The organism is Citrobacter sp. KTE30, from assembly GCF_000398825.1.
Lineage (GTDB): Bacteria > Pseudomonadota > Gammaproteobacteria > Enterobacterales > Enterobacteriaceae > Citrobacter > Citrobacter freundii.
Genome location: NZ_KB976055.1, coordinates 2,946,939 through 2,962,793, shown reverse-complemented (window position 1 = coordinate 2,962,793; position 15,855 = coordinate 2,946,939). Strand labels below are relative to the sequence as shown.

Here is a 15,855-nt window from a genome sequence, read left to right as displayed (position 1 = left end):
TTCCGCACAATCCGATGGTTTACGATAAAGAGAGTACTGTATGGAATGCCGTCCGGATTGTGGTGCATGCTGCACCGCGCCTTCAATCTCCAGTCCCATCCCTGGCATGCCTGATGGCAAACCTGCTAATACGCCATGCGTTCAGCTGGATGAATCCCTGCGTTGCAAAATTTTTGCTTCGCCGCTACGACCAAAAGTGTGTGGCGGTTTACAGCCCAGTGCGGAAATGTGCGGACAGACGACGCACCATGCCATGGTTTATCTCATCGAGCTTGAAGCGCTGACCGCGCCTTAAACGTCCTTGATGCGCGCAAGGCACACGACGGTGGCGACGATCATCACCAGCGCAAACCAGAACACCGCGTGATAGTTCCAGATTTCAGCGGCAATCCCCGCCAGCGATCCGGCAATAATCCAGCCCACGCGAATGGTATTCGTATACAGGGTCGTTGCTGAGCCTGCCTGTCCTGGCATCAGATCCTGGAAATAGAGCATGCCAATTCCGCCGAGGATGCCGATGTAAATCGCATTCAGCAGCTGTAAGCCAAGTAATATCGCCGGAGAGTGAGCCAGCAGCATACCGGCATAAAAGAAGAATCCGGCGACGACGGCAATTCTCATCAACAGACGTTTGCCCAGACGCTTTGCAAAATAGCCAGCAATCAACATGGTCGGGATTTCCAGTCCGGCAGCGGTACCCATCATGATGCCAGCCAGTTTTTCCGGCAGATGCAGTTCGTTGATGATAAACAGCGGCATATTAATGATATAGAGACTATTAGTGCCCCACATTAATGTGCAGATAACAAACAGCAGCAGCGTGTCGCGTCGATTGCGGCGCGGGGCTTCAACTGCGCCTGTTGCGAGCGGCACGTTTTTACTCATCGAGGGTAAAAATAACCAGACCATTACGCCGCAGACAACAAACGCCACCGCTGCGCTGAGATACATCACCGTAAAGCTGAACCCCATGGCCAGCGCGTAGGCCAGCGGTGGGCCAATTACCCAGGCCAGCGAAACCTGCGCACGTAATATTGAGCTGAACATGACGGCTTCCCGACCTGTGCGATCGGCGTGTTCACGGGCGAGAGCAAACATTTGCGGGTTGGCAGTCGATCCAAAGCTGCTGAGGAATACCCCGATAAACAGCAGAATAAAATAGTTACGGTTCCAGGCGAACAGCACGCAGGCCAGCATCCCCAGCACGCAGCAAAACACAATCAGGTTTTTGCGATCGCCTTTTTTATCCGAGCGCCCGGCCAGAAACTGACTCACCAAAATGCCGATCACGGCGCTGCCGGTAAAAAAGAACCCGACCATGCCGGGACGGGCATGGACTTCATCCGTCAGAAAAAGGCTAAGCGTTGGCGTCTGCAACGCACCGGCGATACCCGTCAGAAATGCGACAAGCAGGAACGCCGAAGACGTTAAATCAAACGCCTTGGGTGTGGCGGCTACGGGGGTGTTATGCATGTTTTGATATCAATGATGTGAAGAGACGCGGAGTTTACGCCGCTTGTCAGAAAATAAACAGGGAGCCAAATCAAAATCGGCATCAAAAATCAAAATAGCATTTCAGTCAAAGAATGCTGTTTGCTGACGTTGCTGAATCTGACAAGCTGACGCCGTTTTTCCGTCAGCAGTTTTTTCTCCTTCGCAGAGAAAATGTGCGTTATCTCTAAATTCAGCAAGTAATTTGTCAACTTTACTTGTGTGCTGAAGAAAAAAGAGCAAGACTTCTTGAAACGTTTCAGCGTCATCTCGCCATAACTGATGGAGTCAGGTGACGCCTTTTTTCTCATGTTAGCTGAATCGTTTCAAATCAGCGGGAGAGGAGAACCATGTTCCAGTTATCTGTTCAGGATATTCACCCGGGCGAACAGGCCGGGAATAAAGAAGAGGCTATTCGCCAGGTTGCCGCTGCCTTAGTGCAGGCGGGTAACGTCGCGGAAGGCTACGTCGATGGCATGCTGGCGCGCGAACAACAGACGTCCACGTTCCTCGGCAACGGTATTGCGATTCCTCACGGTACGACGGACACGCGCGATCAGGTGCTGAAAACCGGTGTGCAGGTTTTTCAGTTTCCGCAGGGCGTGACCTGGGGCGAAGGGCAGGTTGCTTATGTGGCAATCGGCATCGCCGCAAGCTCTGATGAACACCTCGGTTTACTGCGTCAGCTGACACACGTGCTGAGCGATGACTCCGTCGCTGAACAGCTGAAATCTGCGACCACGGCGGAAGAACTGCGTGCGCTGCTGATGGGCGAAAAGCAAAGCGAACAGCTGAAGCTTGATAACGAAACGCTGTCGCTGGATGTCGTGGCCAACTCGCTGGTGACGCTGCAGGCACTCAACGCGGCACGACTGAAAGAAGTCGGTGCAGTTGACGCCACCTTTGTGACCAGAGCAATCAATGAGCAGCCGATGAATCTCGGTCAGGGGATCTGGCTGAATGACTGTGCTGAAGGCAACGTGCGTAGCGCTGTTGCGGTCAGCCGTGCAGCAACAACGTTCGATGTACAAGGTGAAGCGGCAGCCCTGCTGGTGACCGTCGCCATGAATGACGATCAACCGGTTGCCGTGCTGAAGCGCCTTGGCGATCTGCTGCTGAATAATAAAGCTGACCGTTTGTTGAAAGCCGATGCGGCAACGGTGCTGGCGCTGCTGACCAGCGATGACGCCTTAACTGATGATGTACTGAGCGCCGAATTTATTGTGCGCAATGAGCATGGGTTACATGCCCGCCCGGGCACCATGCTGGTGAATACGATTAAACAATTTAACAGTGAAATTACCGTGACAAATCTTGATGGAACCGGCAAACCGGCGAATGGACGCAGTCTGATGAAAGTTGTGGCATTAGGTGTGAAAAAAGGACATCACCTGCGCTTTACCGCCCAGGGCGAAGATGCTGAACAGGCGCTGAAGGCGATTGGAGAAGCCATCGCGGCAGGTCTGGGGGAGGGCGCGTAATGAGCAGACGTGTTGCGACTATCACCCTTAACCCGGCTTACGACCTGGTGGGCTTTTGCCCGGAAATTGAACGCGGTGAAGTGAACCTGGTTAAAACCACCGGTCTGCACGCGGCAGGGAAAGGAATTAACGTCGCTAAGGTTTTGAAGGATTTAGGTATCGATGTCACTGTGGGCGGCTTCCTGGGTAAAGACAACCAGGATGGTTTTCAGCAGTTGTTCAGCGAACTGGGTATTGCCAACCGTTTTCAGGTTGTCCAAGGGCGTACCCGTATCAACGTCAAACTGACCGAAAAAGACGGTGAAGTTTCTGACTTTAATTTCTCCGGCTTTGAAGTCACCCCGGCTGACTGGGAACGCTTTGTGAATGACTCGCTGAGCTGGCTGGGCCAGTTCGACATGGTGTGCGTCAGCGGCAGTTTGCCGACCGGCGTGAGCCCGGAAGCCTTCACCGACTGGATGACGCGCCTGCGCAGTCAGTGTCCTTGCATTATCTTTGATAGTAGTCGTGAAGCGTTGGTGGCGGGTCTGAAAGCGGCACCGTGGCTGGTGAAACCAAACCGTCGTGAGCTGGAAATCTGGGCAGGCCGCAAACTGCCGGAAATGAAAGATGTGATTGATGCGGCGCATGCGCTGCGCGAGCAGGGTATTGCTCACGTGGTGATTTCACTCGGCGCGGAAGGTGCGCTGTGGGTTAACGCTTCAGGTGAGTGGATTGCTAAACCGCCGTCAGTTGAGGTGGTCAGCACCGTCGGCGCGGGTGATTCAATGGTTGGCGGTCTGATTTACGGCCTGCTGATGCGTGAGTCCAGTGAACATACCCTGCGTCTTGCGACGGCTGTTGCCGCCCTGGCAGTAAGCCAAAGCAATGTAGGCATTACCGATCGTCCTCAGTTGGCCGCAATGATGGCGCGTGTCGACTTAAAACCGTTTAACTGACAGCAGGAGAGGCATAATGAAAACGCTGCTGATTATTGACGCTAATCTCGGCCAGGCTCGCGCTTACATGGCGAAAACCCTGCTTGGAGCGGCGGCACAGAAAGCACATCTGGAAATTATTGATAATCCGAATGATGCCGAACTGGCAATTGTTCTGGGCGATACGCTTCCTGCCGACAGTTCGCTGAACGGCAAAAAAGTCTGGCTGGGCGACATTGGTCGTGCGGTTGCGCACCCTGAACTGTTCCTCAGCGAAGCGAAGGGCCATGCAAAACCTTACAGTGCCCCGGTTGCAACAGCACCTGTGGCCAGCAGTGGTCCAAAACGCGTGGTGGCAGTGACGGCGTGTCCGACCGGTGTTGCTCATACGTTTATGGCTGCTGAAGCGATTGAAACAGAAGCGAAAAAACGTGGCTGGTGGGTGAAGGTTGAAACTCGAGGTTCTGTTGGCGCAGGCAATGCCATTACGCCGGAAGAAGTGGCTCAGGCGGATCTGGTGATTGTGGCAGCTGATATTGAAGTTGATCTGGCGAAGTTTGCCGGCAAACCGATGTACCGCACCTCTACGGGTCTTGCGTTGAAGAAAACCAAGCAGGAGCTGGACAAAGCGCTGGAAGAAGCAACACCGTACCAGCCAACCGGTAAAGCGCAGACTTCAGCAACCGAAAGTAAGAAAGAGAGCGCGGGGGCATATCGTCACCTGCTGACGGGCGTCTCTTACATGCTGCCGATGGTGGTTGCTGGCGGTCTGTGTATTGCACTCTCGTTCGCTTTTGGTATCGAAGCGTTTAAAGAGCAGGGTACGCTGGCGGCGGCGCTGATGCAGATTGGCGGTGGTTCAGCTTTTGCGCTGATGGTGCCGGTTTTGGCAGGTTATATCGCGTTTTCCATCGCTGACCGTCCTGGTCTGACGCCGGGTCTTATCGGCGGTATGCTGGCGGTGAGCACCGGTTCCGGCTTTATTGGCGGGATTATTGCTGGTTTCCTTGCCGGTTATGTGGCGAAGCTTATCAGCACGAAGTTGAAACTCCCGCAGAGTATGGAAGCGCTGAAACCGATCCTGATCATTCCGCTGTTCTCAAGCCTGGTGGTTGGTCTGGCCATGATTTACCTGATCGGCAAACCGGTGGCTGGCATTCTGGAAGGTCTGACCCACTGGCTGCAAACCATGGGTACGGCGAATGCGGTGCTGCTTGGAGCGATTCTTGGCGGCATGATGTGTACCGATATGGGTGGTCCGGTTAACAAGGCGGCGTATGCTTTCGGTGTGGGTCTGCTGAGTACGCAAACTTATGCGCCGATGGCGGCCATCATGGCGGCAGGTATGGTTCCCCCGCTGGCTCTGGGTTTGGCAACGCTGGTTGCGCGCCGTAAGTTCGACAAAGCGCAGCAGGAAGGCGGCAAAGCAGCGCTGGTACTGGGCCTGTGTTTTATCACCGAAGGGGCTATTCCATTCGCTGCACGTGACCCGATGCGCGTTCTGCCTTGCTGTATCGTTGGTGGTGCGATTACCGGTGCTATCTCGATGGCAGTGGGTGCGAAACTGATGGCGCCACACGGCGGGCTTTTCGTCCTTTTAATTCCAGGCGCAATTACGCCGGTACTGGGCTACCTGCTGGCCATTATTGCCGGTACGCTGGTAGCCGGTCTCTCCTACGCGGTGCTGAAGCGCCCGGAAGATGAGGTTGTGGCAAAAGCGGCATGATTTAATGCTGACATCAGGGGCAGAGATTTCTCTGCCCCTTTTTTTATCGATTAACTGCTGCCTGAAGATAGATATGTAAAACGGTTCAGGCAATCATTGGCGCGATGATAAAACCAAAGGCCACGCCAGCAATGATCCCACCCAGTCCTGGCAGCATAAACGGATGGTTTAAGACATACTTGCCCACGCGTGTTGTCCCTGTGGTGTCGAACTCCATTGCCGCCAGCGAAGTCGGGTATGTTGGTAGAACAAACACCCCGGTTACCGCCACATAGGAGGCCAGAATCGCCCATGTAGGTGCGCCAAGTGCAACGGCCAGAGGGATAATCAGCGGCGTTGTGGCGCCTTGCGAGTAGAGAAGTGCGCAGGTACCAAACAGCACCAGCGCCAACAGCATCGGATAAGCCCGTAGAATATCGCCTGCGATATCCTTAATCTCCGCTAAGTGGGCATCAATGAAGGTCGTTCCCAATGTAACAATCCCGAGAATGACGGCCAGTGAACTCATCCCTGCTCGAAATGTGGAGGTCAGGACAATAGCATCGGTTGATGTTTTGCATAACACCACCATCAGGCAAGCGGCAGATAACATACAAATAATGATGATATCCCGGGTATTCATTGGGTTGCCGGCATCAAATCCGGGGCGTAGCTGCGGGCAGGCGGCAAGAATAACGATGACGACCGTTGCCAACATGAACAGGGCGACTGAGAGTTTGGCACCCGGTACAGTGCTGTTTTGCCCTTCATATTTACGCACCAACCCTTTTTGCAGGCGTTCAAGATAGACTTCATCATCTTGTAGCTCGCATCCCTGACGTGAGGCGATAAAAGCGGCGGCCATCGCGGCAACAAACGAAGCTGGCAGACATACCGCCATAACCTGGATAAAGGTGACACCGTTGCCTTCCATAATGGTCAGCATCGCCGCCATTGCGGCACTGATCGGCGAACCGGATATCGCCACCTGAGAGGCGACCACGGAGCCGGCGAGCGTACGAGAAGGGCGGATACCGGACTCTTTGGCGACTTCGGCAATCACCGGTAGGGTAGAAAATACAATGAACCCTGTTCCGGCCATAATGGTCATCGACCAGGTGATAATCGGTGCAATAATATTGATATATTTAGGATTACGCCGCATGAAATTACCGGCTACGCGAACCAGATAATCCATACCTCCGGCGGCCTGTAGCGCCGATGCTGCCACGACAACTGTCATAATAATGAGAATAACGTCAACGGGGGGCGAACCAATTTGTAGATCAAATCCCAACGTTAAAATAGCCAGCCCCAGCCCGCCGCATAAACCGATACCTATTCCGCCGAGGCGGATACCAAAAAATATTGCACCCAACACGACGATAATTTCTAACCAAACCATAATGGCCTCCGCCAGAGAATAATTTGTTATTAAAATAAGTGTTTGTTTAATGCTTTATTAATCTGGTGACGGCTGTTATTGCGCCAGAAGATGATGTTTACCAACCCGTTTTTCGTACCATTTAATACCGGCGCGTACTAATGAACCGGTTGAGTCAATATATTTATCTGGGGAGTTTTTGACTGCGTTGGCAAGAATGACGGGGACTTCAGTACATCCCAGTACAATGACTTCTGCACCGCGTGAAAAGAGCATTTCAGCCTGTTCATTCATCAGCGTTTGTGCCCGCTTAAGATCGCCGGCTTTTAAGCAATAAATACTATCCATGACTTTTTCCTGACCGGATGAATCAGGGCTGACACAGGTTAAGCCAAGAGATTCTATGCCTTTTTGGTAGAGTCCCATGTAAAGGGTGGCGTTGGTAGCAAGTAAACCGATACGTGATTTTCCGCAGTTTTTGACTTCATCCATGGTGGTTTCAACGATACTGAGTAACTCTGTATGACAGCACTCTTTTAATTCATTAAACCAAAAGTGGGCAGTATTACAGGGGATCACAATACACTCCGCACCAGCATCTTCCAGTTTATGCATATAATCACGCATTGCCGGAAGTGGGGAATGACCATGATGCATTAACGCATCAGTTCGATCTGGAATATCAGGGATGGATGAAATAATTAATGGGATATGTTCCTGATCGCGTTGCGCTGCGGTAAAGGTGACGAATTTATTAAAAAGATCGACGGTTGCAGCAGGTCCCATACCACCAAGTACGCCAATTAAACCTTTCACGATATATACCTCTATTACCGATATTTAATATCAGGGCTGGTGTGTGTCTGGTGTCTATGTTTAACAGCAGTGTGTCGTGAGGAGAAATGCAATAATGTATGGTTCAATGCAAAAACTGCATGGGTGCAGTTTCTTTTGCCACCTCAGCAGGCCAGTAATCAGGCAGGTGTCTGAAATTCCGCGGCGATAAGCGGTCGTGGTCGATGGGTAAAGAAACAGGTTAATGTCAAAAACGAAGGTGTTATGCAAAAAACGAATCACCAGATGCTGATGTTGAATATCATCTCCGGGCATATTCAGGCATGATGCTGAAGACTAATTGACATATTTAAACATCCGCGTGACAGGCATGAAAAATATCGAGACAAAATGGTTATATGACTTTTTGACGCTGGAAGCGTGTCGTCATTTTTCCCAGGCCGCGGAGGAGCGCAACCTATCCCAACCGGCATTTAGCCGGCGGATCAAGGCGCTCGAATCCGCCGTTGGGGTGTTGCTGTTTGACCGTACGACGAGTCCACTGCAGTTGACGGAGGAGGGTAAGTTATTCCATTCGCAGACCCGTAGCCTGCTGCAACAGCTGGAATGTAACTTAGATGAGCTTAGTGGTCACAACCTGCTTGGCGTTCCCAATATCAAAATAGCGGCAGCGCATTCTCTGTCGCTGACGATGTTGCCCAGATTAGTACATTCAATGTCAGCATGGGGCGAGGAGTTTGTATACCACGTCGAAGCGATTGACGTAGTCCAGGCAGTGAATACGCTGCGCGAGGGGAAAAGTGATTTCATTATCTCCTTTCGCGATGAAGACTTAATGCAGTCACCTTTCTGCGGCTTGAAGGTGTTTGAGTCTGAGCTGTATCCCGTCTGTGCTGCGGATTCACAGGGTAAGGCGTTGTTTGATATCTATCAGCCGCAGGTGCCGATACTGAACTATACCAGCACATCCTACATGGGAAGATTGGTTAACCGTCACCTGGCGGAGGTGGGTAGTATTTCGGCGCGTACGCTGTTTATGTCTTCGATGAGTGAGCTATTGAAGAATATGGCATTGGATGGGCATGGTATTGCCTGGCTGCCAGCGTGGACGATCGTGAGCGAACTACGGGATAAACGCCTGGTTTGTCTGGACACGCCGGAGTTGATGGTGCCTATTCAGGCCTATATTTATAGAATGGATACCCGCCTGAATAAAACGGCTGAGCACTTCTGGCGGATTTTGTACAACCATATGCCAGAGGATCTGGTTTCGCTTAGTTGATACGCGCCAGTTCGCCTGGCGCGTCTGAAAAACCTTCGGTTATGACCAAAGATGCTTTTTAACCTGATCAATTTGTGTACTACCTCTCATTTTCTCTCTCCCTGACAAACTGTATCTATAAAAAATTGTGATTCTGTTCATATCTATCGACTTTATAGCTTGTGGATGGATTTACTTTGTCAAAAACACGCCTACTATGAACATGTGTTTGATAGTGAACATGTGCTCTAATAACCTAATGTGTGGCGTTGGTTATTTTTAACGAACTCATTTTTGGCAAATTAATTGCCAGGGGACGTGCTATGCGTGAAAAGGAATACATCGTAACGATTGGCTCGGCCAATATGGATGTTGCTGGGTATTCGCATGCTTCTCTAAATTATGCGGATTCGAATCCAGGTAAGATAAAATTCACTCCCGGTGGCGTTGGACGCAATATCGCACATAATCTCGCGCTGCTGGGTAAAAATTCTTGGTTGCTAACAGCGGTTGGTAACGATTTTTATGGTCAATCATTATTGGCACAAACTAATCAATCAGGAGTACATGTCGACAAGTGTCTTATCGTTTCCGGAGAGAATACATCCAGTTATTTATCGCTGCTTGATAATACTGGTGAAATGCTGGTGGCTATTAATGATATGAGTATCACCGAGCATATTTCAGCAGAGTTTTTATCACAGCATTTTGATTTTATTCGGCAGGCAAAAGTCATTATCGCCGATTGCAATATCAGCGAAGACGCTCTGGCATGGGTACTGGAAAACGCCGGAGATGTTCCGGTGTTTGTTGACCCGGTGTCGGCCTGGAAGTGCGTAAAAATTCGCGGCCGCCTTGCAAAAATTCACACCCTCAAACCAAACCGCCTTGAAGCCGAAACGCTCAGCGGTATTGCGCTTTCTGGGCGTGATGACGTTAGCAAAGTCGCCGCGTGGTTTCATGATCGCGGCTTAAACCGGCTGGTGCTCAGCATGGGCGGCGACGGCGTTTATTACAGTGATATTGCGGGGAGTTGTGGTTGGTCGCTCCCCATTAAAACTCGCGTCATTAATGTCACAGGGGCTGGTGATGCGATGATGGCTGGACTGGCCGCCTGCTGGGTAGACGGCATGCCCTTTATTGATTCGGTTCGATTTGCGCAGGGGTGTTCATCAATGGCATTAGCCTGTGAATATACCAATAACCCTGATTTGTCTGTTGCGAATGTTAGCTCAATAGTGGAGAACACAGAATGTCTGAATTAACTCTTTCCTCTGAATTATTACAAATATCACCAGAAGTCCAGGAAGCATTAAACAGTAAAAAACCGATTGTTGCGCTTGAATCAACCATTATTTCTCATGGAATGCCATTTCCGCAGAATGCTCAGACAGCGATTGAAGTAGAAGAGACTATTCGTAAGCACGGCGCTGTTCCTGCGACCATCGCCATTATCGGCGGAATAATGAAAGTAGGTTTAAGTAAAGATGAAATTGAATTGCTTGGACGAGAAGGACATAGCGTTACGAAAGTAAGTCGTCGTGATTTGCCATTTGTGGTCGCGGCAGGGAAAAATGGTGCCACCACCGTTGCCTCTACGATGATTATTGCCGCGCTGGCTGGAATTAAAGTATTTGCGACCGGGGGAATTGGTGGCGTTCATCGTGGTGCTGAACATACGTTTGATATTTCCGCGGATCTGCAGGAACTGGCACATACCAATGTCACGGTAATTTGTGCTGGTGCTAAATCTATTCTGGATCTTGGCTTAACGACTGAATATTTAGAAACCTTTGGCGTGCCGTTAATTGGATATCGAACCCAAGCGTTACCGGCATTTTTCTGTCGTACCAGTCCGTTTGAAGTCAGTATCCGTCTGGACAGCGCTAAAGAGATTGCCCGCGCGATGGCGGTGAAATGGCAAACGGGTCTTAATGGAGGCCTGGTTGTCGCTAATCCAATCCCGGAGCAGTTTGCCATGGCAGAAGAGAAAATTAATGCGGCAATAGATCAGGCGGTAAACGAAGCGGAAGAGCAGGGCGTCGTGGGTAAAGAAAGTACGCCGTTCCTGCTGGCGCGAGTTGCGGAGCTGACCGGTGGCGACAGCCTGAAATCAAATATTCAACTGGTGTTCAACAACGCAGTGCTGGCCTGTGAAATTGCGAAGGAGTATCAACGCCTCGCCTGACAGAATTTCCCGGGCAGAATGCGGTCGCCCGCGAATATCAAACCTACCAAAACCTGGCGATAACGCCGGGTTTCCTGGCATGAAGGGAATTTCATTATGGATATAATGAGAAGTGTTGTGGGTATGGTGGTATTACTGGCCATCGCGTTTCTGCTGTCAGTAAATAAAAAACGTATTAGTCTGCGCACCGTTGGGGCTGCGCTGGTACTGCAAATTGCCATCGGCGGTATTATGCTCTATTTCCCGCCGGGAAAATGGCTGGTTGAACAGGCCGCGCTCGGCGTCCACAAGGTGATGTCATATAGTGACGCGGGTAGCGCATTTATCTTCGGCTCCCTGGTTGGGCCAAAAATGGATGTGCTGTTTGACGGGGCAGGGTTTATCTTCGCCTTCCGGGTGCTCCCGGCCATCATTTTTGTGACCGCACTCATCAGTCTGCTCTATTACATTGGCGTGATGGGGCTATTGATCCGCATCCTCGGCGGTATTTTCCAGAAGGCGTTGAACATCAGTAAGATCGAGTCATTTGTCGCAGTAACCACGATTTTCCTCGGGCAAAACGAGATCCCGGCAATCGTGAAACCGTTTATTGACCGCCTTAATCGTAATGAACTGTTTACCGCTATTTGTAGCGGGATGGCCTCGATTGCTGGCTCAATGATGATTGGTTACGCCGGAATGGGCGTCCCGATTGACTATTTGCTGGCGGCATCATTGATGGCAATCCCTGGCGGTATTTTGTTCGCGCGTATGCTGAGTCCGGCAACGGAAGAATCTCGCGTCACCTTTGAAAACCTGTCATTTACTGAAACACCACCGAAAAGCATCATCGAAGCGGCGGCCAGTGGGGCTATGACCGGGCTGAAGATCGCCGCAGGCGTTGCGACGGTGGTAATGGCATTTGTCGCCATTATCGCGCTGATTAACGGCATTATCGGCGGAATTGGCGGTTGGTTTGGTTTTGGCCACGCCACTCTGGAAGGGATCTTTGGCTATGCGTTAGCCCCGCTGGCGTGGATTATGGGCGTGGACTGGAGCGATGCGACGCTGGCAGGTAGTCTGATTGGACAGAAGCTGGCGATCAACGAATTTGTTGCTTATCTCAACTTCTCGCCGTATCTGCAAACGGGCGGAACGCTGGACGTGAAGACCATCGCGATTATCTCGTTTGCGTTGTGTGGTTTCGCGAACTTCGGTTCGATTGGCGTCGTGGTCGGGGCATTTTCGGCGATTGCGCCACAGCGTGCGCCGGAAATCGCGCAACTTGGAATGCGTGCGCTGGCAGCAGCAACGCTATCAAACCTGATGAGCGCCACAATAGCCGGTTTCTTTATCGGACTGGCATAAAATAAAGTTTGTAGGCCGGATAAGCGTAGCGCTATCCGGCAGACATTCAAGCTGTTTGCAGCAAATACAGAGCGTTATCCGCAGAGAGCGTTGGGTTGTTGATACTGACGCTGGCCCGCGATAATGCCGCGCAGGCCATGGCAAAGCGTGCGCTTTCACGAAACTCACTGCCTTCCAGAAAACTGTACAGTAATCCCGCCATAAAAGCGTCATCGGCACCAAAACTGTCTACCACCGTATGCTCAGGCGGCGTCAATAAAAACTGTTCGCCGTCCTTTTCGCTGCAAAAAACGGATTCATCTTCCAGGCAGACAAAAATGCGTTTTACCCCTTGCTGATGCAGGCTATTGACGGCCAGTACGCGATCCGCATCAGTATGAATAGGTTGGCCCCATAAAATCGCCAGCTCTTTCTGCGTGGGTTTTAGCGTATGAATATGCGTAAACCAGGTTTTCATTTTTTCCGCTTTGAACTCTGAAACGGTGTCAATGAATACCGGAATATCATCGGCAATAGTAAAGACCCACTCAATGGCTTCGGCGGTCAGATTGCAATCGGCCAGTACGACACCGGAATGGCGAATCAAATCTCGCGAACCGTTAAGCAACTGCGGCGTCAATTGTTGCAGGATATGGGTATCGTTAATGGCCAGTACGGTCTCTTCCTGTTGATTAGCGATCGACAGGTAGGTTGAGGTGTTGTGTCCATGCAGACGAATGCAGCTGGAAACGTTAACCCCAGCCTGACGCGTTTGTTCCAGCAATGTTTCGCCATAGAAGTCACTGCCAACAGCGGAAATTAAATGTACGTCGCGGCCCAACAGCGCCAGGTTGTGGGCGATGTTACGTCCTACACCGCCTGCTGAGCAATGAATGCTGCCAGGGTTAGAGGCTGCCTGCGGATAATGGATGTCTGCAACACCCCGGATATCCATGTTGATAGCACCGACAACCACGCAATAATCCTGTTCGGTAAGGATATAACCTTTACCTTTGATCATGCCTTTACGCATTAAATCCATAATATGCGCAGCGACGCGTGAACGGCTGATCTGCAAAATATCGGCGATTTCATTCTGCTGAATCAACGGATTGCGGCGCAGGATCTTAAGGATCTGCTTTTCCCTGTCGTTCATGATTAGGCCACCGCTTTTTCAGTTTGCTGGGCTTTCAGCCAGGCAATCTCTTCTGCCCAAATGTCCGGATTAATGGTTTCCAACACCAGCGGAATGCCGTCAAAACGATTGTCTTGCATGATCCAACGGAAGGCATCGTGGCCAATATTGCCTTCACCTAAGCTGTGGTGACGGTCAACGCGGCTGCCAAACGTGCTCTTGGCGTCGTTCAGGTGCATACCGCGCAGATACTTGAAGCCGACAATTCGTTCAAATTCCGCAAAGGTCTTTTCGCATTCCTCAACGGAACGCAAATCGTAACCGGCCGCGAAGGCGTGGCAGGTATCAATACAGACGCCGACACGGGATTTATCTTCTACGCCGTCGATAATGGCGGCCAGGTGCTCAAACTTAAAGCCAAGGTTGCTGCCCTGTCCGGCGGTATTTTCAATGACCGCCGTAACGCCCTGGGTCTGGGCGAGGGCGATATTGATCGATTCCGCAATGCGCGCCAGACATTCATCTTCCGGAATCTGCATCAAATGGCTGCCCGGGTGAAAGTTAAGCAGGGATAAGCCAAGCTGTTCGCAGCGTTGCATTTCATCAAGAAACGCGTCACGGGATTTTTCCAGCGCATCGCTGACCGGGTGGCCGAGGTTAATCAGGTAGCTGTCGTGAGGCAGGATTTGCGCGGAAGTATAGTGATACTTCTCGCAGGCAGATTTGAAATCATCAATGATTTCGGAGGTCAGCGGCGCGGCACGCCACTGACGCTGATTCTTGGTGAACAGGGCGAATGCGGTCGCTTCGATTTCTGCGGCTCGAATAGCGGCGTTAGCCAGACCGCCAGCGGCGCTTACGTGCGCTCCGATGTATTTCATAAATTAAACCCGCCATACTCAAATGCAAAAGGAGGAAGTATAGCGGGTTAATGGAGGTGAGTCGTGCTCGTTTATGCCATCAGCGCATGGATAGCGAGGTTAATCGCGCCACCGCCTACAATCAGCCAGACAAACAGCAGCAGGGCCATCAGTAACGGTTTAGCACCGGCTTTTTTCAGGGCGCTAACGTGAGTGGTCAGCCCCAGTGCGGCCATCGCCATTGCCAGCAAAATGGTATCCAGTGTTACCAGCATGTTCACTACCGACTGCGGCAGAAAGTGGAACGAGTTAAAAATCGCGACCACAATGAACAGGATGGCAAACCACGGAATGGTGATTTTGCTCTTCTCACCACCGGAGGCCGGAGACAGCTGTTTAACGCGGGCGGCCAACAGGATAAGAAACGGTGCCAGCATCATGACGCGCAGCATTTTGGCAATAACTGCGGCATTTTCCGCATCCGGGTTAATGGCGTGCCCGGCAGCCACTACCTGTGCCACTTCATGCATGGTGGAACCAATGTAAATGCCGTAGGTTTCCGGGCTAAACCAGTGTGCCAGCAGCGGATACATTGCCGGATACAGGAAGATAGCGATGGTACCGAAGATCACTACGGTGGCGACAGCGACGGTTACCTTACTGGCTTCCGCTTTCACTACCGGCTCGGTTGCCAACACGGCGGCGGCACCACAAATGCTGCTCCCCGCGCCAATCAGCCAACTGGTGTGGCGGTCCAGACCAAACACTTTTTGCCCCAGGAAACAGGCAATCATAAAGGTACTGCTTAGCGTTAACACATCAATCACGATACCGCTGACGCCGACGTCAGCAATTTGCGCGAAGGTGAGGCGGAAGCCGTAGAGGATGATCCCCAGACGTAATAAATGTTGTTTAGCAAACAGCACACCGCCGTCACAGCTTTTCCAGATGTGCGGATAGACGGTGTTGCCGAGAACCATCCCCAGTAAGATTGCTAAGGTGAGGGCGCTGAACCCGGCACCTGCAACGGCGGGAATGGATCCACCCCATAAGGCGACCCCAGTGATAACTGCACTCAGGGCGAGCCCCGGAATAAAATGCCACGCTGTACGACGATGAGTCTGCAAGGTGAGTTCTGTCATATCCTTCTCCTTTATCTGGGTAAAAGAGTACGGCGAAGTGGTTTAAAAATAAAATTGATTATATATTTATAATTAATCTATATAAGTGGTATACCCGTCATACTTCAGGTTGCATGTGCGCTGGCTGCAACTCGAATTATTTAGGGTATAAGTAACGGTTATCCGGTGGA

At 51.3% G+C, this 15,855-nt stretch carries 14 protein-coding genes; 8 read left to right on the top strand and 6 right to left on the bottom strand.

Annotated features, from left to right (window positions below; all coding sequences use genetic code 11):
• Nucleotides 1-40: 40 nt before the first annotated feature.
• Complete coding sequence (locus tag WC1_RS08860) at nt 41-295, top strand: YkgJ family cysteine cluster protein (RefSeq protein WP_003840078.1); 255 nt, start codon at nt 41-43, stop codon at nt 293-295.
• On the opposite strand, the gene setB is transcribed toward WC1_RS08860, so the two are convergent.
• On the bottom strand, nt 292-1,473 hold the full coding sequence (gene setB / locus WC1_RS08865; RefSeq protein ID WP_016150664.1) for a sugar efflux transporter SetB: 1,182 nt from the start codon (nt 1,471-1,473) through the stop codon (nt 292-294). The genes WC1_RS08860 and setB overlap by 4 nt on opposite strands.
• Before the next feature lie 368 nt (nt 1,474-1,841).
• Between setB and fruB the strand changes: the two genes are divergently transcribed.
• The 3 genes from fruB to fruA are packed head-to-tail and all read left to right on the top strand — an operon-like array spanning nt 1,842 to nt 5,615.
• Entirely contained in the window at nt 1,842-2,972 is a 1,131-nt protein-coding gene (fruB, locus tag WC1_RS08870; protein WP_003845166.1) for a fused PTS fructose transporter subunit IIA/HPr protein, read from the top strand.
• Complete coding sequence (gene fruK / locus WC1_RS08875; RefSeq protein ID WP_003027446.1) at nt 2,972-3,910, top strand: 1-phosphofructokinase; 939 nt, start codon at nt 2,972-2,974, stop codon at nt 3,908-3,910. Before fruB ends, fruK begins: the two co-directional genes overlap by 1 nt.
• 16 nt (nt 3,911-3,926) lie before the next feature.
• Complete coding sequence (gene fruA / locus WC1_RS08880) at nt 3,927-5,615, top strand: PTS fructose transporter subunit IIBC (RefSeq protein WP_003840084.1); 1,689 nt, start codon at nt 3,927-3,929, stop codon at nt 5,613-5,615.
• A gap of 85 nt (nt 5,616-5,700) precedes the next feature.
• On the opposite strand, the gene WC1_RS08885 is transcribed toward fruA, so the two are convergent.
• Complete coding sequence (locus WC1_RS08885) at nt 5,701-6,999, bottom strand: anaerobic C4-dicarboxylate transporter (RefSeq protein ID WP_016150663.1); 1,299 nt, start codon at nt 6,997-6,999, stop codon at nt 5,701-5,703.
• Nucleotides 7,000-7,074: 75 nt separating this feature from the next.
• Nucleotides 7,075-7,794, bottom strand: a complete 720-nt coding sequence (locus WC1_RS08890; protein ID WP_003840089.1) for a cysteate racemase — start codon at nt 7,792-7,794, stop codon at nt 7,075-7,077.
• Nucleotides 7,795-8,143: 349 nt separating this feature from the next.
• On the opposite strand from WC1_RS08890, the gene hypT reads away from it, so the two are divergent.
• The 4 genes from hypT (at nt 8,144) to WC1_RS08910 (ending at nt 12,569) form a co-directional block, all read left to right on the top strand.
• The gene (hypT, locus tag WC1_RS08895; protein ID WP_016150662.1) at nt 8,144-9,055 is read left to right on the top strand and encodes a hypochlorite stress DNA-binding transcriptional regulator HypT; all 912 of its coding nucleotides are present in this window, start codon (nt 8,144-8,146) and stop codon (nt 9,053-9,055) included.
• 302 nt (nt 9,056-9,357) lie between these two features.
• Nucleotides 9,358-10,299, top strand: a complete 942-nt coding sequence (locus WC1_RS08900) for a pseudouridine kinase (RefSeq protein ID WP_003845170.1) — start codon at nt 9,358-9,360, stop codon at nt 10,297-10,299.
• A complete protein-coding gene (locus WC1_RS08905) occupies nt 10,287-11,222 on the top strand; it encodes a pseudouridine-5'-phosphate glycosidase (protein ID WP_016150661.1) in 936 nt (311 codons plus the stop codon). The genes WC1_RS08900 and WC1_RS08905 overlap by 13 nt, the downstream gene beginning before the upstream one ends.
• A gap of 96 nt (nt 11,223-11,318) precedes the next feature.
• A complete protein-coding gene (locus WC1_RS08910; protein WP_003027431.1) occupies nt 11,319-12,569 on the top strand; it encodes a NupC/NupG family nucleoside CNT transporter in 1,251 nt (416 codons plus the stop codon).
• Between the two features lie 46 nt (nt 12,570-12,615).
• Here WC1_RS08910 and WC1_RS08915 read toward each other — a convergent pair whose 3' ends face one another.
• From WC1_RS08915 to WC1_RS08925, 3 genes are all read right to left on the bottom strand, one after another.
• A complete protein-coding gene (locus WC1_RS08915) occupies nt 12,616-13,704 on the bottom strand; it encodes a sugar kinase (protein WP_016150660.1) in 1,089 nt (362 codons plus the stop codon).
• 2 nt (nt 13,705-13,706) lie between these two features.
• Nucleotides 13,707-14,564 carry a deoxyribonuclease IV gene (gene nfo / locus WC1_RS08920; protein WP_016150659.1) on the bottom strand — a complete coding sequence of 286 codons (858 nt, stop codon included), beginning with the start codon at nt 14,562-14,564 and terminating at the stop codon, nt 13,707-13,709.
• A 71-nt stretch (nt 14,565-14,635) separates the two neighbouring features.
• Complete coding sequence (locus tag WC1_RS08925; protein WP_003027424.1) at nt 14,636-15,685, bottom strand: YeiH family protein; 1,050 nt, start codon at nt 15,683-15,685, stop codon at nt 14,636-14,638.
• Nucleotides 15,686-15,855: the final 170 nt, after the last annotated feature.

Bases quoted from the DNA above. Each gene is read 5' to 3' on its own strand.
- setB (WP_016150664.1), bottom strand. From the start codon at position 1,473: ATGCATAACACCCCCGTAGCCGCCACACCCAAGGCGTTTGATTTAACG.
- WC1_RS08915 (WP_016150660.1), bottom strand. From the start codon at position 13,704: ATGAACGACAGGGAAAAGCAGATCCTTAAGATCCTGCGCCGCAATCCG.
- WC1_RS08905 (WP_016150661.1), top strand. From the start codon at position 10,287: ATGTCTGAATTAACTCTTTCCTCTGAATTATTACAAATATCACCAGAA.
- fruB (WP_003845166.1), top strand. From the start codon at position 1,842: ATGTTCCAGTTATCTGTTCAGGATATTCACCCGGGCGAACAGGCCGGG.
- WC1_RS08900 (WP_003845170.1), top strand. From the start codon at position 9,358: ATGCGTGAAAAGGAATACATCGTAACGATTGGCTCGGCCAATATGGAT.
- WC1_RS08925 (WP_003027424.1), bottom strand. From the start codon at position 15,685: ATGACAGAACTCACCTTGCAGACTCATCGTCGTACAGCGTGGCATTTT.
- fruA (WP_003840084.1), top strand. From the start codon at position 3,927: ATGAAAACGCTGCTGATTATTGACGCTAATCTCGGCCAGGCTCGCGCT.
- WC1_RS08885 (WP_016150663.1), bottom strand. From the start codon at position 6,999: ATGGTTTGGTTAGAAATTATCGTCGTGTTGGGTGCAATATTTTTTGGT.
- WC1_RS08910 (WP_003027431.1), top strand. From the start codon at position 11,319: ATGGATATAATGAGAAGTGTTGTGGGTATGGTGGTATTACTGGCCATC.
- hypT (WP_016150662.1), top strand. From the start codon at position 8,144: ATGAAAAATATCGAGACAAAATGGTTATATGACTTTTTGACGCTGGAA.
- nfo (WP_016150659.1), bottom strand. From the start codon at position 14,564: ATGAAATACATCGGAGCGCACGTAAGCGCCGCTGGCGGTCTGGCTAAC.
- fruK (WP_003027446.1), top strand. From the start codon at position 2,972: ATGAGCAGACGTGTTGCGACTATCACCCTTAACCCGGCTTACGACCTG.
- WC1_RS08860 (WP_003840078.1), top strand. From the start codon at position 41: ATGGAATGCCGTCCGGATTGTGGTGCATGCTGCACCGCGCCTTCAATC.